18 protein-coding genes and 1 pseudogene are annotated in these 22,419 nt (G+C 60.8%); 14 read left to right on the plus strand and 5 right to left on the minus strand.

Going from position 1 to position 22,419, the window contains the following annotated elements; translation table 11 throughout:
• The first annotated feature begins 124 nt into the window (after positions 1-124).
• The 14 genes from hutH (AC3IUE_RS01845) (at position 125) to AC3IUE_RS01910 (ending at position 18,170) form a co-directional block, all read left to right on the plus strand.
• Positions 125-1,648, plus strand: coding sequence for a histidine ammonia-lyase (hutH, locus tag AC3IUE_RS01845; RefSeq protein WP_046045585.1), 1,524 nt, complete (start codon positions 125-127; stop codon positions 1,646-1,648).
• A 130-nt stretch (positions 1,649-1,778) separates the two neighbouring features.
• The gene (gene hutH / locus AC3IUE_RS01850; RefSeq protein ID WP_046045586.1) at positions 1,779-3,311 is read left to right on the plus strand and encodes a histidine ammonia-lyase; all 1,533 of its coding nucleotides are present in this window, start codon (positions 1,779-1,781) and stop codon (positions 3,309-3,311) included.
• A gap of 108 nt (positions 3,312-3,419) precedes the next feature.
• Positions 3,420-4,829 carry an amino acid permease gene (locus tag AC3IUE_RS01855; protein ID WP_046045587.1) on the plus strand — a complete coding sequence of 470 codons (1,410 nt, stop codon included), beginning with the start codon at positions 3,420-3,422 and terminating at the stop codon, positions 4,827-4,829.
• A gap of 17 nt (positions 4,830-4,846) precedes the next feature.
• On the plus strand, positions 4,847-6,052 hold the full coding sequence (gene hutI / locus AC3IUE_RS01860) for an imidazolonepropionase (RefSeq protein WP_056741124.1): 1,206 nt from the start codon (positions 4,847-4,849) through the stop codon (positions 6,050-6,052).
• A gap of 10 nt (positions 6,053-6,062) precedes the next feature.
• Positions 6,063-6,866: an N-formylglutamate deformylase gene (hutG, locus tag AC3IUE_RS01865; RefSeq protein ID WP_056741126.1), complete on the plus strand. Its 804-nt coding sequence runs from the start codon at positions 6,063-6,065 to the stop codon at positions 6,864-6,866.
• Between the two features lie 251 nt (positions 6,867-7,117).
• The gene (locus AC3IUE_RS01870; protein ID WP_489265240.1) at positions 7,118-8,065 is read left to right on the plus strand and encodes a choline ABC transporter substrate-binding protein; all 948 of its coding nucleotides are present in this window, start codon (positions 7,118-7,120) and stop codon (positions 8,063-8,065) included.
• Positions 8,066-8,180: 115 nt separating this feature from the next.
• Positions 8,181-9,101 carry an alpha/beta hydrolase gene (locus AC3IUE_RS01875; protein WP_489265242.1) on the plus strand — a complete coding sequence of 307 codons (921 nt, stop codon included), beginning with the start codon at positions 8,181-8,183 and terminating at the stop codon, positions 9,099-9,101.
• Positions 9,102-9,214: 113 nt separating this feature from the next.
• On the plus strand, positions 9,215-10,186 hold the full coding sequence (pip, locus tag AC3IUE_RS01880) for a prolyl aminopeptidase (RefSeq protein ID WP_056741134.1): 972 nt from the start codon (positions 9,215-9,217) through the stop codon (positions 10,184-10,186).
• Positions 10,183-10,620: a D-aminoacyl-tRNA deacylase gene (gene dtd / locus AC3IUE_RS01885; RefSeq protein WP_008149496.1), complete on the plus strand. Its 438-nt coding sequence runs from the start codon at positions 10,183-10,185 to the stop codon at positions 10,618-10,620. Before pip ends, dtd begins: the two co-directional genes overlap by 4 nt.
• A gap of 321 nt (positions 10,621-10,941) precedes the next feature.
• Entirely contained in the window at positions 10,942-12,786 is a 1,845-nt protein-coding gene (locus AC3IUE_RS01890) for a glucan biosynthesis protein G (RefSeq protein WP_489265244.1), read from the plus strand.
• Positions 12,779-15,349 carry a glucans biosynthesis glucosyltransferase MdoH gene (gene mdoH, locus AC3IUE_RS01895; protein ID WP_056741136.1) on the plus strand — a complete coding sequence of 857 codons (2,571 nt, stop codon included), beginning with the start codon at positions 12,779-12,781 and terminating at the stop codon, positions 15,347-15,349. The genes AC3IUE_RS01890 and mdoH overlap by 8 nt, the downstream gene beginning before the upstream one ends.
• Positions 15,350-15,555: 206 nt before the next feature.
• A complete protein-coding gene (locus AC3IUE_RS01900) occupies positions 15,556-16,353 on the plus strand; it encodes a transporter substrate-binding domain-containing protein (protein WP_489268735.1) in 798 nt (265 codons plus the stop codon).
• A 130-nt stretch (positions 16,354-16,483) separates the two neighbouring features.
• Complete coding sequence (locus AC3IUE_RS01905) at positions 16,484-17,443, plus strand: amino acid ABC transporter permease (RefSeq protein WP_489265246.1); 960 nt, start codon at positions 16,484-16,486, stop codon at positions 17,441-17,443.
• Complete coding sequence (locus AC3IUE_RS01910; RefSeq protein ID WP_150656742.1) at positions 17,436-18,170, plus strand: amino acid ABC transporter ATP-binding protein; 735 nt, start codon at positions 17,436-17,438, stop codon at positions 18,168-18,170. The genes AC3IUE_RS01905 and AC3IUE_RS01910 overlap by 8 nt, the downstream gene beginning before the upstream one ends.
• A 140-nt stretch (positions 18,171-18,310) precedes the next feature.
• On the opposite strand, the gene AC3IUE_RS01915 is transcribed toward AC3IUE_RS01910, so the two are convergent.
• The 5 genes and pseudogenes from AC3IUE_RS01915 to tatB form a co-directional block, all read right to left on the minus strand.
• A complete protein-coding gene (locus AC3IUE_RS01915; RefSeq protein WP_489268737.1) occupies positions 18,311-19,183 on the minus strand; it encodes a methyl-accepting chemotaxis protein in 873 nt (290 codons plus the stop codon).
• Positions 19,169-20,248 (minus strand): annotated as a pseudogene (locus AC3IUE_RS01920) (methyl-accepting chemotaxis protein); the annotation flags it as partial. The pseudogene AC3IUE_RS01920 and the gene AC3IUE_RS01915, both read right to left, overlap by 15 nt.
• A gap of 224 nt (positions 20,249-20,472) precedes the next feature.
• Positions 20,473-21,180 (minus strand): 16S rRNA (uracil(1498)-N(3))-methyltransferase, encoded by a 708-nt coding sequence (locus tag AC3IUE_RS01925; RefSeq protein WP_046045598.1) that lies wholly within the window; start codon positions 21,178-21,180, stop codon positions 20,473-20,475.
• The gene (tatC, locus tag AC3IUE_RS01930; RefSeq protein ID WP_462000520.1) at positions 21,177-21,971 is read right to left on the minus strand and encodes a twin-arginine translocase subunit TatC; all 795 of its coding nucleotides are present in this window, start codon (positions 21,969-21,971) and stop codon (positions 21,177-21,179) included. The genes AC3IUE_RS01925 and tatC overlap by 4 nt, the downstream gene beginning before the upstream one ends.
• Positions 21,968-22,417: a Sec-independent protein translocase protein TatB gene (gene tatB / locus AC3IUE_RS01935; RefSeq protein WP_046045600.1), complete on the minus strand. Its 450-nt coding sequence runs from the start codon at positions 22,415-22,417 to the stop codon at positions 21,968-21,970. The genes tatC and tatB overlap by 4 nt, the downstream gene beginning before the upstream one ends.
• Positions 22,418-22,419 lie beyond the last annotated feature (2 nt).

A 22,419-nucleotide genomic window follows, 5' to 3' on the forward strand; every position in this document is an offset into this window, starting at 1 on the left:
CCCGGAGCAAGCTCGCTCCCACAGGGATTTTGTGAACGCTGGAGATCCACTGTGGGAGCGAGCTTGCTCGCGATGAGGCCGGTGAAGCTGCATCAATATTCAAGTTGTACGCACGAGGTCAAAGATGTCCCAGGCTGAAAAAATCGTTATCGCCGACGCCCCGTTGCGTTGGCAGGATGTGGTCGCCGTAGCCCGCCATGGCGCACAACTTGAGCTGTCGCCACAGGTCTGGGCGCGGATCGAGAATGCCCAGGCGATCGTCCAGCGCATCGTCGTCAGCGGCGAGCGCGCCTATGGCGTCAACACCGGCCTCGGCGCGCTGTGCAATGTCTCGCTCAAAGACGAGCAACTCAGCCAACTGTCGCGCAACACCCTGCTCAGTCACGCCTGTGGCGTCGGCGCACCATTGGCCGACGAACAGACCCGCGCAATCATCTGCGCCGCCATTCGCAACTACAGCCATGGCAAATCCGGTATTCACCGCCAGGTCGTCGAAGGACTTCTGGCGCTGCTCAATCGCGGCATCACCCCGCAAGTGCCGTCCCAGGGTTCGGTGGGTTATCTGACCCACATGGCCCACATCAGCATTGCGCTGCTGGGTGTCGGCAATGTCAGCTATCGCGGGCAGATCGTTTCCGCGCAGCAAGCTTTGGCCGAAGAAGGTCTGCAACCGGTTCAACTGGGCGCCAAAGATGGCCTGTGCCTGGTCAACGGCACGCCGTGCATGTCCGGCCTCAGCTGCCTGGCAATCGCCGACGCGACGCGTTTGGTGCAATGGGCTGATGTGATTGGTGCCATGAGCTTCGAAGCCCAGCGCGGTCAGATTGCCGCGTTCGATGCCGAGATCATCGCGCTCAAGCCTCACCCGGGCATGCAGCAAGTCGGCATCAACCTGCGTGCGTTGCTCGATGGCAGTGAAGTGATCGCCAGCAGCAAAGGCATTCGCACTCAGGATGCGCTGAGCATTCGCTCGATCCCGCAAGTCCACGGCGCCGCTCGCGATCAGCTTGAACACGCGAAAAAGCAGATCGAAACCGAACTCAACTCGGTCACCGACAACCCGATGCTGCTGGGTACGCCGGACGACTTCCGGGTGGTGTCACAGGCCAACCCGCACGGTCAATCCGTGGCATTGGCCGCGGATTTGCTGGCCATCGCCATGGCGGAAATCGGCTCCATCGCCGAGCGTCGTCTGGATCGCTTGATCAACCCGCATGTCAGCGGTCTGCCGGCATTCCTGGTGGCCAATCCGGGGGTGAACTCCGGGATGATGATCGTCCAGTACGTCGCCGCGTCCCTGTGTGCGGAAAACCGTCAGTTGGCGCAACCGGCGGTGCTCGACAACTACGTCACCTCGGGCCTGCAGGAAGATCACCTGAGCCTGGGTACCAACGCCGCGCTGAAGCTGCATCGTGCCCTGGAAAACTGCACGCAGATCCTCGCCATCGAGTACTTGCTGGCGTCTCAGGCATTTGAGTTCTTGAAAGAGCAACGCTTCGGCGCGGGTACTGATGCCGCCTGGCGTCTGCTGCGCGAGCGAGTTCCGGCCTACGACCAGGACCGCTGGCTGGCACCGGACATCGCCAGTGCCGCCGCCGTTTTGAAAGACCCGATTTTGCTGCACAAAGTGTTACCGAACCTGAACTGATTTCCACCACACCAGCGTGCCAAGGCGCGGCTCCCCAGAAGGCGAGACGCGACGGACAACGGACATCTCCGGAGCGTCTGGTGAGTACTCTTCATTTATGAAGAATAAAACTCTCAAAAGGAGCATAGAAATGACTGCGTTAAACCTGATTCCCGGCCAACTGAGCCTTGCCCAACTGCGTGATGTCTATCAGCAGCCGGTCAAAATCACCCTCGATGAAAGCGCTGCCGCCCAGATTGAAGCCAGCGTTGCCTGCGTGGAACAGATCCTCGCCGAGAACCGCACCGCATATGGCATCAACACCGGTTTCGGCCTGCTGGCGTCGACCCGTATCGCCAGCGAAGACCTGGAAAACCTGCAGCGCTCGCTGGTGCTGTCCCACGCCGCCGGTGTTGGCGAGCCGATCAGCGACGCGCTGGTTCGCTTGGTCATGGTGCTCAAGGTCAACAGCCTGAGCCGTGGTTTCTCCGGCATTCGTCGTAAGGTCATCGATGCGCTGATCGCCCTGATCAACGCCGAGGTTTACCCGCACATTCCATTGAAAGGTTCGGTCGGTGCATCCGGTGACCTGGCGCCTTTGGCCCACATGTCGCTGGTGCTGCTGGGCGAAGGCAAGGCTCGCTACAAAGGCGAATGGCTGGAAGCGACCGAAGCGCTGAAAGTGGCCGGCCTGACCCCGCTGACCCTGGCTGCGAAAGAAGGTCTGGCGCTGCTCAACGGTACTCAGGTGTCCACCGCTTACGCGCTGCGTGGTCTGTTCGAAGGTGAGGATCTGTTCGCTGGCGCTGTGGCGCTGGGCGCACTGACCGTTGAAGCGGTATTGGGCTCACGCTCGCCGTTTGATGCTCGCATTCACGCCGCTCGTGGCCAGAAAGGCCAGATCGACGCCGCTGCCGCTTACCGCGATCTGCTGGGCGAGCGCAGTGAAGTCTCCGACTCGCACCAGAACTGCGAAAAGGTCCAGGACCCGTACTCCCTGCGCTGCCAGCCGCAAGTCATGGGCGCCTGTCTGACCCAGTTCCGTCAGGCCGCCGAAGTGCTCGCCATCGAAGCCAACGCCGTTTCGGACAACCCGCTGGTATTCGCCGCTGAAGGCGACGTGATCTCCGGCGGTAACTTCCACGCCGAGCCGGTGGCCATGGCCGCCGACAACATGGCCTTGGCCATCGCGGAAATCGGTTCCCTGAGCGAGCGTCGTATCTCGCTGATGATGGATAAGCACATGTCGCAACTGCCGCCGTTCCTGGTGGCCAATGGCGGCGTGAACTCCGGCTTCATGATCGCCCAGGTGACCGCTGCGGCACTGGCCAGCGAGAACAAGGCGTTGTCCCATCCGCACTCGGTGGACAGCCTGCCGACTTCGGCGAACCAGGAAGACCACGTTTCCATGGCGCCGGCTGCCGGCAAGCGCCTGTGGGAAATGGCCGAAAACACTCGCGGCGTTCTCGCGGTGGAATGGTTGGCTGCGGTCCAGGGTCTGGATCTGCGCGATGGTCTGAAGACTTCTTCGAAGCTGGAAGAGGCTCGCGGGATTCTGCGTGCGCAAGTGCCTTTCTACGAGAAGGATCGTTTCTTTGCGCCGGACATCAACGCGGCAAGCGAGCTGTTGGCGTCCCGTTGCCTGAACGCGCTGGTACCGGCGAAGTTGCTGCCTAGCCTGTAATGGCCTCTTCGCGAGCAAGCTCGCTCCCACATTGGAATGCATACCCCTGTGGGAGCGAGCTTGCTCGCGATTCGATTTTGCGTCGAATAAAAATAATAGGGACGAGCAATGCAGCAGTCAGAAAAAGGTTTGAAACGCGGGCTCTCCGCCCGACATATTCGCTTCATGGCGCTGGGGTCGGCGATCGGCACCGGGCTGTTTTACGGTTCTGCCTCGGCCATTCAAATGGCCGGCCCCGCGGTCCTGCTCGCTTACCTGATCGGTGGCGCGGCGGTGTTCATGGTCATGCGCGCCCTCGGCGAGATGGCGGTGCACAACCCGGTGGCCGGTTCTTTCGGCCACTACGCCAGCACTTATCTTGGGCCGATGGCGGGCTTCATCCTCGGTTGGACCTACGCGTTTGAAATGGTCATCGTTGGCATGGCCGACGTCACCGCGTTCGGTATTTACATGGGCTTCTGGTTTCCGGAAGTCGCCCGCTGGATCTGGGTACTGGGCATCGTTTCGGTGGTCGGCGGCTTGAACCTGTGCAACGTCAAAGTCTTCGGCGAAATGGAGTTCTGGCTGTCGCTGCTCAAGGTCGCAGCCATCGTCGCGATGATCCTCGGTGGCTTCGGCATCATGCTGTTCGGTATCAGCACCGCGCCCGGCGCCCAGGCGACCGACATCAGCAATCTCTGGAGCCATGGCGGCTTTATGCCCAATGGCGTGGGCGGCCTGATCGCTTCGTTTGCGGTGGTGATGTTTGCGTTTGGCGGCATTGAGATCATCGGCGTGACCGCCGGTGAAGCCAAAGACCCGCAGCGCGTACTGCCCCGGGCGATCAATGCCGTACCGTTGCGTATCCTGCTGTTCTACGTGCTGACGATGTTCGTCCTGATGTCGATCTTTCCATGGCAGCAGATCGGCAGCCAAGGCAGCCCATTCGTGCAGATCTTCGACAACCTGGGGATCAGCTCGGCGGCGACCATTCTCAATATCGTGGTGATCTCGGCGGCGGTGTCGGCGATCAACAGTGACATCTTCGGCGCTGGCCGCATGATGTACGGTCTGGCCCAGCAAGGGCATGCGCCCAAGGGCTTCGCCCGCTTGTCGCGCAATGGCGTGCCATGGATGACCGTGGTGGTAATGAGTGCCGCGCTGCTGCTGGGCGTGCTGCTGAACTACCTGATTCCGGAGAACGTGTTTCTGTTGATCGCCTCCATCGCGACCTTCGCCACTGTATGGGTCTGGTTGATGATTCTGTTCACTCAAGTGGCCATGCGTCGCTCCATGAGTGCCGAGCAGGTCGCCCAACTGAAATTCCCGGTGCCGTTCTGGCCCTATGCGCCGATGGCGGCGATTGCCTTCATGCTGTTCATCTTTGGCGTGCTGGGCTATTTCCCGGACACCCAGGCGGCTCTGATCGTCGGCGTGGTCTGGATTGTATTGCTGGTGCTGGCCTACCTGACGTGGGTGAAACCGGCGGCAGGCAAGGCAGTACCGGTTGAGCGGGAACCCTCTTTTTCTCATCGATAACCTAACGGAGGCCACGGATGAAAACTCTCTGGCAACACTGCCACGTCGCAACCATGGCGCAAGGCGCCTACTCGATCATCGAGGATGCGGCCATCGTGACGTCAGGAGCGCACATTGAGTGGATCGGCCCACGCGCTGAACTGCCGTCGGGCGAGTACCCGGCAGTCAATGATCTTAAAGGGGCCTGGGTGACGCCGGGCCTGATCGACTGCCACACCCACACGGTGTTCGGCGGTAACCGCAGCGGTGAATTCGAACAGCGCCTGCAAGGCGTCAGCTATGCAGAAATCGCAGCGGCCGGTGGTGGCATCGCCAGCACCGTGCGCGCCACTCGCGCGGCCACTGAAGACGAGCTGTTCGCCAGCGCCGCCAAGCGTCTGAAAAGCCTGATGCGCGACGGCGTGACCACGGTCGAAATGAAGTCCGGCTACGGCCTGGACCTGGCCAGCGAACGCAAGATCCTGCGGGTCATCCGCCGTCTCGGCGCCGAGCTGCCGGTCAGCGTGCGCAGCACCTGCCTGGCCGCTCACGCCTTGCCGCCGGAATACGCGGACCGTGCCGACGACTACATCGATCACATCTGCGCCGAGATGCTCCCGGCCCTGGCCGCCGAAGGGCTGGTGGATGCGGTGGATGCGTTCTGCGAATACCTGGCGTTTTCGCCGGCGCAGGTCGAGCGGGTGTTCATCACCGCGCAACAACTCGGCTTGCCGGTGAAGCTGCACGCCGAACAGTTGTCGTCGTTGCATGGTTCGAGTCTGGCGGCGCGTTACCACGCACTGTCGGCCGATCACCTGGAATTCATGACCGAAGACGACGCCATCGCCATGGCGGAATCTGGCACCGTCGCGGTGTTGCTGCCCGGCGCCTTCTACTTCCTGCGGGAAACCCAGTTGCCGCCGATGGAGGCTTTGCGCAAACACGGCGTGAAAATCGCCATCGCCAGCGACCTCAACCCAGGCACCTCACCGGCGCTGTCGTTGCGTTTGATGCTGAACATGGCGTGCACCTGTTTCCGCATGACCCCGGAAGAAGCCTTGGCGGGTGCAACGATTCATGCCGCCACCGCGCTGGGCATGGCTGAAACCCACGGTTCGCTGGAAGTCGGCAAGTGTGCAGATTTCGTCGCCTGGCAAATCGATCGTCCGGCTGATCTGTCTTACTGGCTGGGCGGTGACCTGGAAAAACGCGTCGTGCGTCACGGCGTTGAAGTGAGCATTTAGGAGAACAGTTGTGGATAAGGTTCTGAACTTCAAACAAGGTCGCGTACCGCTGCTGATCAGCATGCCCCACGCCGGCCTGCGCCTGACCCCGACGGTCGAAGCCGGGTTGATCCCCGACGCGAAAAGCCTGCCGGACACTGACTGGCACATTCCGCAGCTTTACGAATTTGCTGCCGAGCTGGGTGCCAGCACCTTGGCCGCCGAGTACTCGCGTTTTGTCATCGACCTGAATCGACCGTCTGACGACAAGCCTTTGTATGTCGGCGCCACCACCGGCCTGTACCCGGCGACGCTGTTCGACGGCATTCCGTTGTTCCGCGAAGGGCATGAGCCATCGGCCGCAGAACGCGCGACTTATCTGGAGCAGATCTGGACGCCGTACCACAGCACGTTGCAGAACGAGCTGGCGCGACTGAAAGCCGAGTTCGGCTACGCATTGCTGTTCGATGCGCACTCGATCCGCTCGATCATCCCGCACCTGTTCGACGGCAAGCTGCCGGACTTCAACCTCGGCACCTTCAACGGCGCCAGTTGCGATCCACAGTTGGCCACTCAGCTGGAAGCGATCTGCGCGCGCCACGGCGATTACAGCCATGTGCTGAACGGTCGCTTCAAGGGCGGCCACATCACCCGGCATTATGGCAATCCGGCCGAGAACATCCATGCCGTGCAACTGGAGTTGGGCCAGTGCACGTATATGGAAGAGTTCGAGCCGTTCCGTTATCGTCCGGACCTGGCGGCGCCGACGCAGGTGGTGCTCAAGGAATTGCTGCAAGGGCTGCTGGCCTGGGGCGAGAAAAACTACAAACGTTAAAGCCTGACGCATAACCCTGTGGGAGCGAGCTTGCTCGCGATGGCGGACTGACATGCAACATCAATGTTGAATGTTATGGCCTCATCGCGAGCAAGCTCGCTCCCACAGGTAAAGCATCTCTGACGGTCGCCACCGTGCAAAACACGGTCGCTACAGTTCGCTTTTGGCCTCGCGCGGCTGCGTAATGTTCTGGGCACGGTGCATGAAGACACCGGGCCCACAATAATCCGCTGCCGCACGAGATCATCCCGATGAAAAGACTGTTCACCCGCTGTCTCTCAATCCTCTGCGGCACTGCTCTCCTGAGCACCAGCGTACTGGCCAGTGACGACGCTTCCTGCAAGGCCGTGCGCATGGGCGTGGTCAACTGGACCGATGTGATCGCCACCAGTGGCATGGCCGATGTGTTGCTCAACGGCCTCGGTTACGAAAGCAAGCAAACCAGCGCCGTGCAGCAAATCATCTTCGCCGGCATCCGCGACAAACGCCTCGACATCTTCCTCGGCTACTGGAAACCGGCGATGGACAAAAACATCGCCCCGTTTGTGGCCGCCAATCAGGTGAAGGTCATGGACAAACCGAGCCTGGCCGACGCCCAGGCAACGCTAGCCGTACCTGAGTACGTTGCCGAAGCGGGTCTGAAAACCTTCGCCGATATCGCCAAATTCAAGGATCAGCTCGGCGGCAAGATCTACGGCATCGAGCCGGGCAGCGGCGCCAACACCACCATCAAAACCATGATCGAGACCAATCAATTTGGCTTGAAGGATTTCAAGCTGATCGAATCGGGAGAGGCCGGCATGCTTGCCGCCGTTCAGCGGGCGGTGAATCGCAAGGAGTTCGTGGTGTTCGTCGGCTGGACCCCGCACCCGATGAACATCAACATGAAAATCGCCTACCTGACCGGCAGCGAAGACGTTTACGGCCCGAACGAGGGCGCCGCCACCGTTTCCACCGTGACCGCCCCGGACTACGCCCAGCGCTGCCCGAACGTAAACCGTCTGCTGGAAAACCTGACCTTCACCGCCGCCCAGGAAAGCCAGTTGATGGTGCCGATCATGGAGCGTAAAACGCCTCAGGACGTTGCCAAGCAATGGCTGCGTGATCATCCCGAGGATCTGCAGCGCTGGCTCGCCGGTGTCACCAGTTTTGATGGCAAGGATGGCGTGGCGACCGTTCAGACCAGTTTGAAAAACTGACCGTAACCGCAAAACCCTGTGGGAGCGAGCCTGCTCGCGAAGGCGGTGTGTCAGGCAACATAGAATCTCCCACAGGGGGTTGACCCTACCTATCTCCTTGAACGGGCACCGGCTCATGGCTACTTACCCGCTTTCTGCACAGATGACGGCTTTCGTCGAGAAAACCGTCAGCTTCAACAGCACAGACAGCAGTCTCGGCGGTTTGCGTCAGGCCTACAGCGACATGTGCCGGGCGTTCACCCTGCTGCGTCCCGCCGGGCTTTACGTGGTCGACTTTGAATTGGTCGGCGTACCAGTGCGGTCTTATCAACCGCCGGTTTCGCCACCGACCAGCGGTTGCCCGTGCATCGTGTATCTGCACGGCGGTGGGTGGGTGGTGGGGGATCTGGACTCCCACGATTTCATCTGCGCTGAACTGGCGTCGACGCTCGGCGTGCTGGTGATCGCGGTCGATTATCGATTGGCGCCGGAGCATCCGTTTCCGGCGGCGTTCGAGGACTGCCTGGGTGTCTGGAGCGCGCTACGGACCGGGCCATTCCGGCTCGATCCTGAACGAACGCTGGTGGCCGGGGACAGCGCCGGTGGCAACCTTGCGGCGGCGTTGTGTCTGGCCTTGCGCGATGCGGGGGAGCCATTGCCGGCGGCGCAGGTGCTGATTTATCCGGGGCTGGGCGGTGATCACCGATTGCCGTCGCGCAGTGAATGCGTCGACGCCCCCTTGCTCAGCAGCAGCGACCTGGATTGTTATCACGCCCTGTACTTGCGCGGCACTGGACAGCCAAGTGCCTACGCGATGCCGTTGCTCGCCGAGGATTTCAGTGGGTTGCCGCCGGCCTTGATCGCCGTGGCGCAATTCGATCCGTTGCGCGATGACGGCATGCTCTACGCCGAGCGACTGAACGCAGCAGGCGTGGCAGCGACGCTTTATTACGGGGAGGGGTTGGTTCACGGCTGTTTGCGGGCTCGGGGGCAGGTCGCCGAGGTCGACGCACTCTATGAAACGCTGCTTGGCTATTTGTCTGAAAAAACCGGCTGAAAAACTCTGACTCTGCAAGGCATGCTCATTGGCGTAATTCGGGTTTATGATGCCGGACGGCAGAATAATAGAAGTCCCCCCAGGGATGACCTCGACCCCTTACGGAGCGCGCAATGCAGACTTTGTACCCGCAGATCAAACCCCACGCCCGGCACGATCTGGCCGTCGATGAAACCCACACGCTGTATGTCGACGAAAGCGGTTCGCCGGAAGGTTTGCCGGTTGTATTCATCCACGGCGGCCCCGGCGCCGGGTGTGATGCCCAGAGCCGTCGGTTTTTCGATCCAAACCTGTATCGCATTGTGACCTTCGACCAGCGCGGTTGCGGTCGTTCCACGCCTCACGCCAGCCTGGAAAACAACACCACCTGGGATCTGGTCGCCGACCTTGAGCGGATTCGCCAACACCTTGGCATCGATAAGTGGGTGTTGTTCGGCGGTTCGTGGGGTTCGACCCTGGCACTGGCCTACGCGCAAACCCACCCGGAGCGTGTACACGGTCTGATTCTGCGCGGGATTTTTCTTTGCCGTCCGCAGGAAATCGAGTGGTTCTACCAGTGTGGCGCCAGTCGTCTGTTCCCCGATTACTGGCAGGACTACATCGCGCCGATCCCGCTGGACGAGCGCGAAGACTTGCTCTCGGCTTTCCACAAGCGCCTGATCGGCAACGATCAGATTGCCCAGATGCACGCGGCCAAGGCCTGGTCCACCTGGGAAGGCCGGACTGCCACCCTGCGCCCGAACCCGATGGTGGTCGATCGTTTCTCCGAGCCACAGCGCGCACTGTCGATTGCCCGCATCGAATGTCACTACTTCACCAACAATGCGTTCCTTGAGCCCAACCAACTGATTCGCGACATGGGCAAGATCGCCCATTTGCCTGGCGTGATCGTCCATGGCCGCTACGACGTGATCTGCCCGCTGGATAACGCCTGGGAACTGCATCAGAACTGGCCGAACAGTGAGTTGCAGGTGATCCGTGACGCCGGCCATGCCGCCTCCGAACCTGGCATTACCGACGCACTGGTTCGCGCCGCCGATCAGATGGCCCATCGTCTGCTCGACCTGGCCCCTGAAGAAGCATGAAGGGCCTGCTGCAACGCGTGCGTGGCGCGCGAGTCGAGGTAGCGGGGGAGGTGGTTGGCGCCGTCGATCAGGGATTGCTGGTGCTGGTGGCGGTCGAGCCCGAGGATACTCGGGCCAGCGCCGACAAACTTCTGCAGAAACTGCTTAACTATCGTGTGTTCAGTGACGCCGAGGGCAAGATGAATCTGTCCTTGGCGGATGTAGGCGGTGGGTTGCTGCTGGTCTCACAGTTCACCCTGGCCGCCGATACCAAGAGCGGGTTGCGTCCGAGTTTTTCGACCGCCGCCCCTCCGGCCCTGGGCGAGGAACTTTTCGACTATCTATTAGGCAAAGCGAAACAGGTGCATGGCACTGTGGCATCAGGTAGATTCGGCGCGGATATGCAGGTGCACCTGGTCAACGACGGCCCGGTAACCTTCCTGTTACAGACCTGAAAGCCCTTGAAACATGTTTTTAAGGGCTTTTCGACTGAAAACAGGGGTTTTTCGCGATAAATACTTTGCTACCCCTGATGCGTTGTAACGCGGCCTACTAGATAATCGCGCGCTACGGGGATCAGCGTTCGTTGGTCCATTTTGACTTAGGTAGAGACTTGTCCTGGACCTCTTGGGGAATCATTTAGTCCCATAGGAGTCGGAACAATGCTCGCCAACTTGGCAAGAGTGGTCTGTAGGGTCGGTTTTTTCATGCCGCACACCCCACAGGCACTTTAACTGGCCGTTGGTTTTTTGATCTGTTTTCGGCGAGGGTTGCTCGTGATTGTTAGTCCCTGTAATGCAAAATTGTCTGCCAAACGGTTACGAAACGCTCTGGTAGCGGGCTCTGCACTGCTCTGCCTGCTCAGCGCCGGTCAGCTTTGGGCATTCAATCTGGATGATGTATCGGTCAAGGCAAAAGAGCTGGCCGGGCAGAAATACGAAGCTCCGCGCAGTAACCTGCCGAACGAGTTCCGCGAGATGAAATTCGCGGACTATCAAAAAATTCGTTTCCTGACCGAAAAAGCCGAGTGGGCCGATCAGAAAACCCCGTTCAAGCTGTCGTTCTATCACCAGGGTATGCATTTCGATACACCGGTGAAAATCAACGAAATCACAGCTAACACCGTCGAAGAGATCAAATACGACCCAAGTCGTTTCGATTTTGGCGACGTGAAGTTCGATCCGAAAGCCACCGAACAACTGGGTTATGCCGGTTTCCGTGTGCTGTACCCGATCAACAAGGCTGACAAGCAAGACGAAATCATGACCATGCTCGGCGCGAGTTACTTCCGCGTTGTCGGCAAGGGTCACACCTATGGCTTGTCCGCTCGCGGCATGGCCATCGATACCGCGTTGCCGTCCGGCGAAGAGTTCCCGCGTTTCACCGAGTTCTGGATTCAACAGCCAAAACCGGGTGACAAGCACCTGGTGATCTTCGCCCTGCTGGATTCGCCACGCGCTACCGGTGCCTATCGCCTGACCCTGCGTCCGGGCAGCGACACCGTTGTCGACGTCAAGGCCCAGATGTTCCTGCGTGACAAGGTCACCAAGCTTGGCGTTGCGCCGCTGACCAGCATGTTCCTGTTCGGCGCCAATCAGCCGTCGAAAGTGCTGAACTATCGTCGCGAACTGCACGACTCCAGCGGTCTGTCGATCCATGCCGGCAACGGCGAGTGGATCTGGCGCCCACTGAACAATCCGAAACACCTGGCGGTGAGCAACTTCTCGATCGAGAACCCGCGCGGTTTCGGCCTGCTGCAACGTGGCCGCGACTTCAGCCACTACGAAGACCTCGACGACCGCTACGACAAGCGCCCAAGTGCCTGGATCGAACCAAGGGGCGATTGGGGCAAGGGCTCCGTCGATCTGGTAGAGATTCCGACTGCCGACGAAACCAACGACAATATCGTTGCGTTCTGGAGTCCGGAAAAACTGCCTGAGCCTGGCCAACCGCTGGACGTCGCTTATCGCATGCACTGGACCATCGACGAAGCTGCGCTTCACGCACCGGACAGCGCCTGGGTCCAACAGACCCTGCGCTCCACGGGTGACGTGAAACAGTCCAACCTGATCCGTCAGCCGGACGGTAGCGTTGCTTATCTGGTGGACTTCGAAGGCCCGTCCCTTGCGGCATTGCCGGATGATACGGACGTTCGTAGCCAGGTCAGCGTTGGCGAGAATGCCGAGCTGGTCGAGAACAGCGTGCGTTACAACCCTGAAACCAAGGGCTGGCGCCTGACGCTGCGGATGAAAATCAAGGATCCGGGCAAGCCTACCGAGATGCGTGCTGCACTGGTCAAGAACATAGTGACTGCCGACCTGGCCAAAACATCGTATCCGGCATCCAATTCTTCCGTCGCCAAGGCTGACAAGATTGCCGCTCGGCAGCAGGAGAAGCTGGACAAGGAAGCCAAGGAAGCCAAGGAAACCAAGCAAGCTGAGGCCAAGCAGGTTGAAGCCAAGAAGGTCGAAGCCAAGCCAGCCGCAGATTCCAAGGACAAGGACAACAAAGACGCCAAGCAGCCTGTTGCTGCCGAAGCGGCCCCAGCCACACCGGAATCGGCACCGACTGAAGAAGTCCTGACCGAGACCTGGAGCTACCAGTTGCCTGCCGATGAGTAATTCTCAAGTACAGCCAGAGACTCTTGCCGAGTATCTGGCGCATCTGCCGATGACCGACGAGCAGCGCGCGGAACTCGCGGGCTGCCAGTCTTTCAGCGAATTGCATGAGCGCCTTTCGTCCTCGACGTTCGACGCGCCGACCGAGGCTGCTCAAGCTTCGGTGGGGCGTCGTTTGACGCTGAACACCGCCGAAGAACTGGCCGATGCTGAAATGCTGGTGCTCGACGCCAGCGGCCGGGTTTGCCTGCGGGCAACCCCGCCGATTCGTCGGACCAAAGTCGTGCCGGAGCCGTGGCGCACCAACATTCTGGTGCGTGGCTGGCGTCGTCTGACCGGTCGCACCAATCCGCCGGCCCCGCCGAAGGATGAGCGCGTGCTGCCGGCTGCTCGCTGGCGCACCGTCGGTTCGATCCGTCGCTACATTTTGCTGGTGCTGATGCTCGGCCAGACCATCGTCGCCGGCTGGTACATGAAAGGCATCATGCCGTACCAGGGCTGGTCGTTCGTCGACCTGAACGAAGTGCTGCATCAACCGCTGTCGCAAACGGCCACGCAAGTGCTGCCATATGCACTGCAAACCAGCATCCTGATCTTGTTCGGGATTCTGTTCTGCTGGGTGTCGGCTGGTTTCTGGACCGCGTTGATGGGCTTCCTCGAGTTGCTCACCGGTCACGACAAATACCGCATTTCCGGTAAAAGCGCCGGTAACGAGCCGATTCCTACGGATGCGCGCACCGCACTGGTGATGCCGATCTGCAACGAAGACGTGCCACGGGTGTTTGCCGGTTTGCGCGCGACCTTCGAGTCGGTTGCGGCCACGGGTAACCTGGATCGCTTCGACTTCTTTGTCCTCAGCGACAGTAACGACGCCGATATCTGCGTCGCCGAGCAACAAGCCTGGCTGGACGTCTGCCGTGAAGCCAAGGGCTTCGGCAAGATCTTCTATCGCCGCCGCCGCCGTCGCGTTAAACGTAAAAGCGGTAACCTCGACGACTTCTGCCGTCGTTGGGGCGGTGATTACAAGTACATGGTCGTGCTCGACGCGGACTCCGTGATGAGCGGCGATTGCCTGACCAGTCTGGTGCGCTTGATGGAAGCCACCCCGGACGCCGGGATCATCCAGACCGCGCCGCGCGCGTCTGGCATGGACACGCTGTATGCACGCATGCAGCAGTTCGCCACCCGCGTGTACGGTCCGCTGTTTACCGCCGGTCTGCACTTCTGGCAGTTGGGCGAATCCCACTACTGGGGCCACAACGCGATCATCCGCATGAAGCCGTTCATCGAGCACTGCGCCCTGGCGCCGTTGCCCGGTAAAGGCGCATTCGCCGGTGCAATTCTGTCCCACGACTTCGTTGAAGCGGCGCTGATGCGCCGTGCCGGCTGGGGCGTGTGGATTGCCTACGACTTGCCGGGCAGCTACGAAGAATTGCCGCCGAACCTGCTGGACGAACTCAAGCGTGACCGTCGCTGGTGTCACGGCAACCTGATGAACTTCCGGCTGTTCCTGGTAAAAGGCATGCACCCGGTGCACCGTGCGGTGTTCCTGACGGGCGTGATGTCTTATCTGTCGGCGCCGTTGTGGTTCTTCTTCCTCGTGCTGTCGACGGCGCTGCTGGCGGTCAACACGCTGATGGAGCCGCAGTACTTCCTTGAGCCACGTCAGCTGTATCCGTTGTGGCCACAATGGCACCCGGACAAGGCGATCGCGCTGTTCTCGACCACCGTCGTGCTGCTGTTCCTGCCGAAGTTGTTGAGCATCATCCTGATCTGGGCCAAGGGCGCGAAAGAGTTCGGTGGCAAGTTCAAGGTGACGTTGTCGATGCTGCTGGAGATGCTGTTCTCCATGTTGCTGGCGCCGGTGCGGATGATTTTCCACACCCGTTTCGTACTCGCCGCGTTCCTCGGCTGGGCCGCGACCTGGAACTCGCCGCAACGTGACGACGACTCCACGCCATGGAGCGAAGCGGTCAAGCGCCACGGTCCGCAAACCTTGCTGGGCTTCTTCTGGGCCCTGTTGGTGATCTGGCTGAACCCGAGCTTCCTCTGGTGGCTGGTGCCGATCGTCGGTTCGTTGATGCTGTCGATTCCGGTGTCGGTGATCTCCAGTCGAGTTGGCCTGGGCCTCAAGTCCCGTGACGAAAGCCTGTTCCTGATCCCTGAGGAATACAATCCGCCACAGGCGTTGCTGGCGACCGACCAGTACACCCACGAAAACCGTTGGCATGCGCTGAACGACGGGTTCGTCCGGGCAGTGGTCGATCCACAGCAGAACGCCTTGGCGTGCTCGCTGGCGACGTCCCGTCACCGTCAGGCCGAGCCGATTGAGTGGCTGCGGGTCGAACGGGTGCGTCATGCGCTGAAAGCCGGGCCTGAGGGGCTGAACAACAATGAGCGCGTGCAACTGCTCAGTGATCCGGTAGCACTGGGTCGTCTGCATGAGCAGATCTGGAACGAAGCTCACCCCGAGTGGCTGGAGGCGTGGCGTAAATCGGTGAAAGCCGATCCCCATGCGCCGCTGTTGCCGCTCAAGCCACTGAGTGTGCAGCCTCAGTTGGCCTGACAAAAAACCCCGCGAAAGCGGGGTTTTTTTTGTGCTGATCAGCGTCGAACAACAATTCCTGCTTAAACCCTTGTGCAAACGAACGAGTGCGTTAGCATCCGTCCCCGAATTGGTGCGCCCGGACAACTTTCTGTTCGTATCTGCAGGTTTTCCAAGGGAAATCCGCAGTTTGCGCGCCTCACAACGCGATGGTTTGGGGATTGATGATGAAGAAGTATCTCTCGATGCTGCTGGTCGGCGTCACGGCATTGGTTGCAGTCAGCGCGGCGCAGGCCGGTGCCATCGATGACGCGGTCAAGCGCGGCACGCTGAAAGTCGGCATGGACCCGACCTACATGCCGTTCGAAATGACCAATAAGCGCGGCGAGATCATCGGCTTCGAAGTCGACATCCTCAAAGCCATGTCCAAGGCGATGGGCGTCAAGCTGGAGATGGTTTCCACCGGCTACGACGGCATCATCCCGGCCCTGCTCACCGATAAGTTCGACATGATCGGCAGCGGCATGACCCTGACCCAGGAACGCAACCTGCGCCTGAACTTCAGCGAACCGTTCATCGTGGTGGGCCAGACCCTGCTGATCCGCAAGGAACTGGAAGGCACCATCAAGTCCTATAAAGACCTGAACACCGCCGACTACCGCATCACTTCCAAGCTTGGCACCACCGGCGAGATGGTGGCCAAAAAGCTCATCTCCAAAGCCAATTACCACGGCTACGACAACGAGCAGGAAGCCGTGCTCGACGTGGTCAACGGCAAGGCCGACGCCTTCATCTACGACGCGCCTTACAACGTCGTGGCCGTGAACAAGGTCGGTGCCGGCAAACTGGTATTCCTCGACAAGCCGTTCACCTACGAACCGCTGGCCTTCGGTCTGAAGAAAGGTGACTACGACAGCATCAACTTCATCAACAACTTCCTGCGCCAGATCCACGAAGACGGCACCTACGATCGCATCCATGACAAGTGGTTCAAAGACACCGCTTGGCTCAAGGACATGGAATAAGCGCCGGCCAGACTGACCGCGTCGCCTCAATCGCGAGCAGGCTCACTCCTACAGGGGAACGCATTCCAATGTAGGAGTGAGCCTGCTCGCGATGAGGGCCTCCAAGGCAACACAAATTCCGGAACCCGTAATGAAACAGAAAAAAGCCCAATGGCCGTGGCACGTGTTAACCGTGCTGCTGCTGATCGGCCTGGCCGGCGCGTTGTATTACGCCACCTCGCTGATGTCCTACGAATGGCGCTGGAACCGTGTGCCGCAATACTTCGCCTACCACGCCGAAGAATCCCAGCGTGCCGCCGATATCTCCACCGTCAGCGAACTGGTGCGCAAGGGCGACAAGGCTGAAGTCACCCTGCGCAATGATGCCGGCGTCGAGCAGCACCTGACCGTCGACGACAACAGCCTGCACGTCGCCCAAGGTGATGACGTGGCCGAAGGCGACGTGATCGGCGTGACCCGCCATTGGGCCGCCGGACCGCTGATGTGGGGACTCTGGACCACCTTGTGGTTGTCCGTGGTTTCAGGTGTGCTCGGTCTGCTGATCGGCCTCGCCACGGGCCTGTGCCGACTGTCGAGCAACCCGACCCTGCGCGATCTCTCGACGATCTACGTCGAACTGGTCCGCGGTACGCCGCTGCTGGTGCAAATCTTCATTTTCTACTTCTTCATCGGCACCGTGATGAACCTCTCCCGGGAGTTCGCCGGGATCGCCGCGCTGTCGCTGTTCACTGGTGCTTACGTGGCGGAAATCATCCGCTCCGGCGTGCAATCCATCGCCCGTGGCCAGAACGAAGCCGCGCGCTCACTGGGTCTGAGCGCTGGTCAGTCGATGCGCCACGTGGTGCTGCCGCAAGCCTTCAAGCGGGTGCTGCCGCCGCTGGCCGGCCAGTTCATCAGTCTGGTCAAGGACACCTCACTGGTGTCGGTGATCGCCATTACCGAGCTGCTCAAAAGCGGTCGCGAAGTCATCACCACCTCGTTCTCGCCGTTCGAAATCCTGTTCTGCGTCGCCGGTCTGTACCTGTTGATCAACCTGCCGCTGTCGAAAATCGCCAGCCGGCTTGAGCGGAGGCTCGCGCAAAGTGATTGAAGTCCGCGATCTGGTAAAAGTTTTCGACGCCCGCGGCCACGTGGTTCGCGCGGTGGATAACGTCTCGACGCACGTGGCCAAGGGCGAAGTGCTGGTGGTGATCGGCCCGTCGGGTTCCGGCAAATCGACTTTCCTGCGCTGCCTCAACGGCCTGGAAGAGTTTGATTCGGGATCGGTGAGCATCGACGGTTTGCAACTCGCCGACCCGAAAACCGATGTGAATGCCTATCGCCGTGAAGTCGGCATGGTGTTCCAGCATTTCAACCTGTTCCCGCACATGACTGTGCTGGAAAACCTCTGCCTGGCCCAGAAAGTCGTGCGCAAGCGCGGCAAGAAGGAGCGCGAGGCCAAGGCCTTGGCGTTGCTGGAGAAGGTTGGTATTGCGCAGAAAGCCAACGAGTTTCCGTCGCGCCTGTCCGGCGGTCAGCAACAGCGCGTGGCCATCGCCCGGGCATTGGCCATGGAGCCAAAGGTCATGCTGTTCGATGAGCCGACCTCGGCGCTCGACCCGGAAATGGTCGGCGAAGTGCTGGACGTGATGAAAACCCTGGCGGTGGAAGGCATGACCATGGTTTGCGTCACCCACGAAATGGGCTTCGCCCGGGAAGTGGCGGATCGGGTGCTGTTCTTCGATCACGGCAAATTGCTGGAAGACGCCTCACCGGCCGAATTCTTCGATGCGCCGAAGGATCCACGGGCACAGGCCTTCTTGCGGCAGGTTCTCTAACCTCAGCGCCCTCCCGGCCGCCATCGCGAGCAAGCTCGCTCCCACAGGGGATGTGTGTCGATCACAAAACCAATGTGGGAGCGAGCTTGCTCGCGATTGCATCACCCCGGTCCCAAGCGAACCGAGGTCATTGAATCGCCTTAAACCTTGAACCGCCCCACCAGCATCTGCAGATGCGTCCCCAACCGTGCCAGCTCAACGCTGGAGGCCGCGGTCTCTTCACTGGCTGCCGAGGTCTGCTCGGACACGTCGCGCACGTTCAGCACGCTACGGTTGATCTCTTCAGCCACCGCGCTCTGCTGCTCGGCCGCTGCAGCAATCTGCTGGTTCATCGACTGAATCGCCGAGACGGTGCGGGTAATGCTTTCCAGCGAGCCACCGGCGCGGCGGGTCAGTTCGACGCTGCTGTCGGTCAGGCTGCGGCTGTTGTCCATGATGGTCGCCACTTGCTGGGTGCCGGTTTGCAGGCCGACGATCAGCTCTTCGATTTCTTCGGTGGACTTCTGGGTGCGCTGGGCCAGGCTGCGGACTTCGTCGGCGACCACCGCAAAACCACGTCCGGCCTCACCGGCACGTGCGGCCTCAATCGCCGCGTTGAGCGCCAACAGGTTGGTTTGCTGGGCCACGGATTTGATCACGTCAAGCACGCTGCCGATCTTGTCGCTTTCACGTTTGAGATGACCCATGGCTTCGGTGGAGCTGCCGACTTCCTTGGCCAGGCGCTCGATCTGGGCGATGGCTTCGCCGACCACTTTGTCACCTTCGCGGGCCTGCTGGTCGGCGGCGACGGCGGCTTCCGACGCTTCTTCGGCGTTACGCGCGACTTCCTGCACGGTGGCGGTCATTTCGTTCATGGCGGTGGCCACCTGGTCGGTCTCGACCTTCTGGCTGTTGACCCCGGCGCTGGTCTGCTCAGTGACTGCCGACAGCTCTTCGGCAGCGCTGGCGATTTGCGTGACGCCGTCACTGATGCCGCCGATCAACTCGCGCAGGCCCAGGGTCATGCTCTGCATGGCGCGCTGTAGCTGACCGAGTTCGTCCTGACGCTCAGAGATAAGGTTTTGGGTCAGGTCGCCGGCAGCAACACGCTCCGCCACTTTGAGGGTCTGGCTCAGGGGGATCACGATCTGGCGAGTGATCGCCCACGCGGCAAGCAGGCCGAAGGCCAGCGCCAGGACGGTGGCCAGCAGCAGGAGGTTTTTGGCATGCGCGGCGTCGGTGTCTCGGACGATGGTTTGCGACACGGTGAGTTTTTTGCTGACGTCGAGCAGGATGTCGCCTTGTACGGCCATGCGTTGGAGGGCCGCGGCGCTGGCAACCTGAGAGTCGCGGAACTGGCTGACGGCGGCGCGATAGGCCTTGAGCGAGTCAGTGGCCTGTTGCAGGTTGGCGATGTGCTGTTCCGGCAGTTTGGAGGGCAGGCTTTCGAGGTTTTTCAACGCGTTGTCGATGGCGGCCAGCGCCGGTTGCTCGGCCTCGGTTTTACCGCTGTAGGTGTAACCGCGAACCTGGAAGCGTGCTTGCTGGATCAGTTTGCTCAGGTCGATCACGGCGTTGAAATCGGTGACGCTGTCACCTTGCAGCATGGATTTTTCGACTTCGGCGACACGGGCCACGGCGTTGTCGGCGGTGGCGCCGAGTTTGCCGCGGGCGTCTTCGCGGGTGGCGCCGGCCTGGGTCATGGCGGTGAAGGCTTGTTTGTACTCACTGACGGCGGCCAGTTGCTGGTCGATCATGGCCACGTCGGCCGGTTGTTCGATCAACGTACGCGCGGTTTTCAGGCCGGTATCGAGTTGGCCGAGCAGGTCGTTGACCGCACCGGGGCCTTGTTCGCCACGACGCATTTCGTAATCCAGACGGGCCAGGCGCAGGTCTTTGGTCAGGTCATTGAGGCTGGCAATAAACCCCAGCTTATCGCCGCGACTCATCACACCACTCAGGCCGGTCCAGCCGGTGAAAGTGATCAACAAGGTAAGCAGCAGCACCAGACCGAAGCCGACACCCAGTTTGCGATTGACGCTGACGTTCCCCAGTTTCTCGGCTAGCCATCGGTACATGCTGCAACTCCCTCGAACCATTCGTTGGTTTTATGGGGACTGTATCGGCTGGACGGTCGGAATCTGTAGGAGCTGGAAGACCTGACGGCGAGCGCATTCCATGTAGCAGCTGGCGAAGCCTGCGTTCGGCTGCGAAGCAGTCGTCAATCCGGTGTACGCGATTAACCTGAACGACCGCGGTGCCCGATTTGCGACTGCTTCGCAGCCGAACGCAGGCTTCGCCAGCTGCTACAGGTGTGCGGTGTTTAGAAGAGGCGGGCGAGCAGCGCAGTGACGGCGGTTTCGACCCGCAGGATGCGGTCGCCGAGCTGCACCGGTTGCAGGCCGGCCTTGCCCAGCAGGTCGATTTCGTAGGGGATCCAGCCGCCTTCGGGGCCGATGGCCAGGGTCACCGGTTCGTCCAGGCCGCGAGGGCAGGGCGGGTAATGGCCAGGGTGGCCAACGAGGCCGAGGGTGCCGTCGGTAATCGCCGGCAGACGGTCCTCGACGAATGGCTTGAAGCGTTTCTCGATGACGATTTCCGGCAGCACGCTGTCTCGGGCCTGTTCGAGGCCGAGGATCAGTTGCTCGCGAATCGCCTCGGGCTCCAGGAACGGCGTTTGCCAGAAGCTCTTCTCGACGCGATAGCTGTTCACCAGAATGATTCGTGGCACACCCATGGCCGCCACGGTCTGAAACACCCTACGGAGCATTTTCGGCCGCGGCAGGGCCAGCACCAGGGTCAGCGGCAGCTTGGCCGGAGGTGGCTGGTCGAGCGTGACGCGCAGTTCGGCTTCATCGGCGTCCAGGCGCAGCAGTTCGGCCGAGCCCATCAGTCCGCCGATGCGCCCGACCCGCAGGCTGTCGCCGACAACGGAGCGGTGGACTTCCTGCATGTGCGTCAACCGGCGATCGCGCAGGATCGCCCGGTCGGCCGCAATGAAATCGGCCTCTTCGAGCAGCAGCAGGTTCACGGTTGAGTCGCTGGCGGCTGGTCGTTGTGATCGTCGGCCGGTTGGTCGTCAGGGTGCTCGCCACGCTTGCTGACCAGGCTGCCGAACAGGATGCCAATTTCAAACAGCAGCCACATCGGTACGGCCAACAGTGTCTGCGAGAAGATGTCCGGTGGCGTCAGAATCATGCCGACCACGAAGCAACCGATGACCACGTACGGGCGGATCTTCTTCAGGTATTTGACGTCGACCACGCCGATCCACACCAGCAGCACCACGGCCACCGGGATCTCGAACGCCACGCCAAAGGCGAAGAACAGCGTCATGACGAAATCGAGGTAGCTGGTGATGTCGGTCATCATTTCCACGCCGGCCGGGGTGGCGGCGGCGAAGAATTTGAAGATCAATGGGAACACCAGGTAATAGGCGAACGCCATGCCGGTATAGAACAGGAGGATGCTGGACACCAGCAGCGGCACCGCAATGCGTTTCTCATGCTTGTACAGGCCCGGTGCGATGAAGCCCCAGATCTGATGCAGGATCACCGGGATCGCCAGGAACAGCGAGACCATCATGGTCAACTTCAGTGGCGTCAGGAACGGCGACGACACGTCGGTGGCGATCATCGTCGCGCCGGCCGGCAGGTACGCGCGCAGCGGCGTGGAGACGAAGGTGTAGATCTGCTGGGTGAAGGCAAACAACCCGGCGAAGATGATGAAGATCGCCGCTACGCAACGCAGCAGACGGGTACGCAACTCGGTGAGGTGCGAAACCAGCGGCATGTGCTGGTCATTTTCGGGAAGATCGCTCATGGGGCTCGCGGCGGCAATGTTGGGTCATGAGGGGCCGGCGCAACAGGCGCAGCCGCAGGCGTAACGGGTTCAACCGGGGGCGCTGCAACAACGGGCGCGGATTCGACAGCCGCAACCACAGGTGTTGGCTCGGCGACTGGAGCATGAATCGTTTGCTCTGCCAGAGGCTCAACCGGCTGAACCGGCGTGGCCTCCTGCTGAGTCGGCGTGAAAATCTTCCGCGCCTCCTGCTCCAGCGACAAAATGTGCTCGTTGTGCAGTTGCCGACGAATCTCGTCGGCACCGATTTCACGTTCAACTTCCTGTTTGATCGCGTTGAAGCTGCGCTTCAGACGGCCGACCCACAGGCCGGCGGTGCGCGCAGCACCCGGCAAACGCTCGGGACCCAGCACCAGCAGGGCCACGAGGCCGACGAGCAGCAGTTCAGAGAAGCTGATACCAAACATTA

The sequence above is a fragment of the Pseudomonas sp. GL_093 genome (assembly GCF_057837605.1).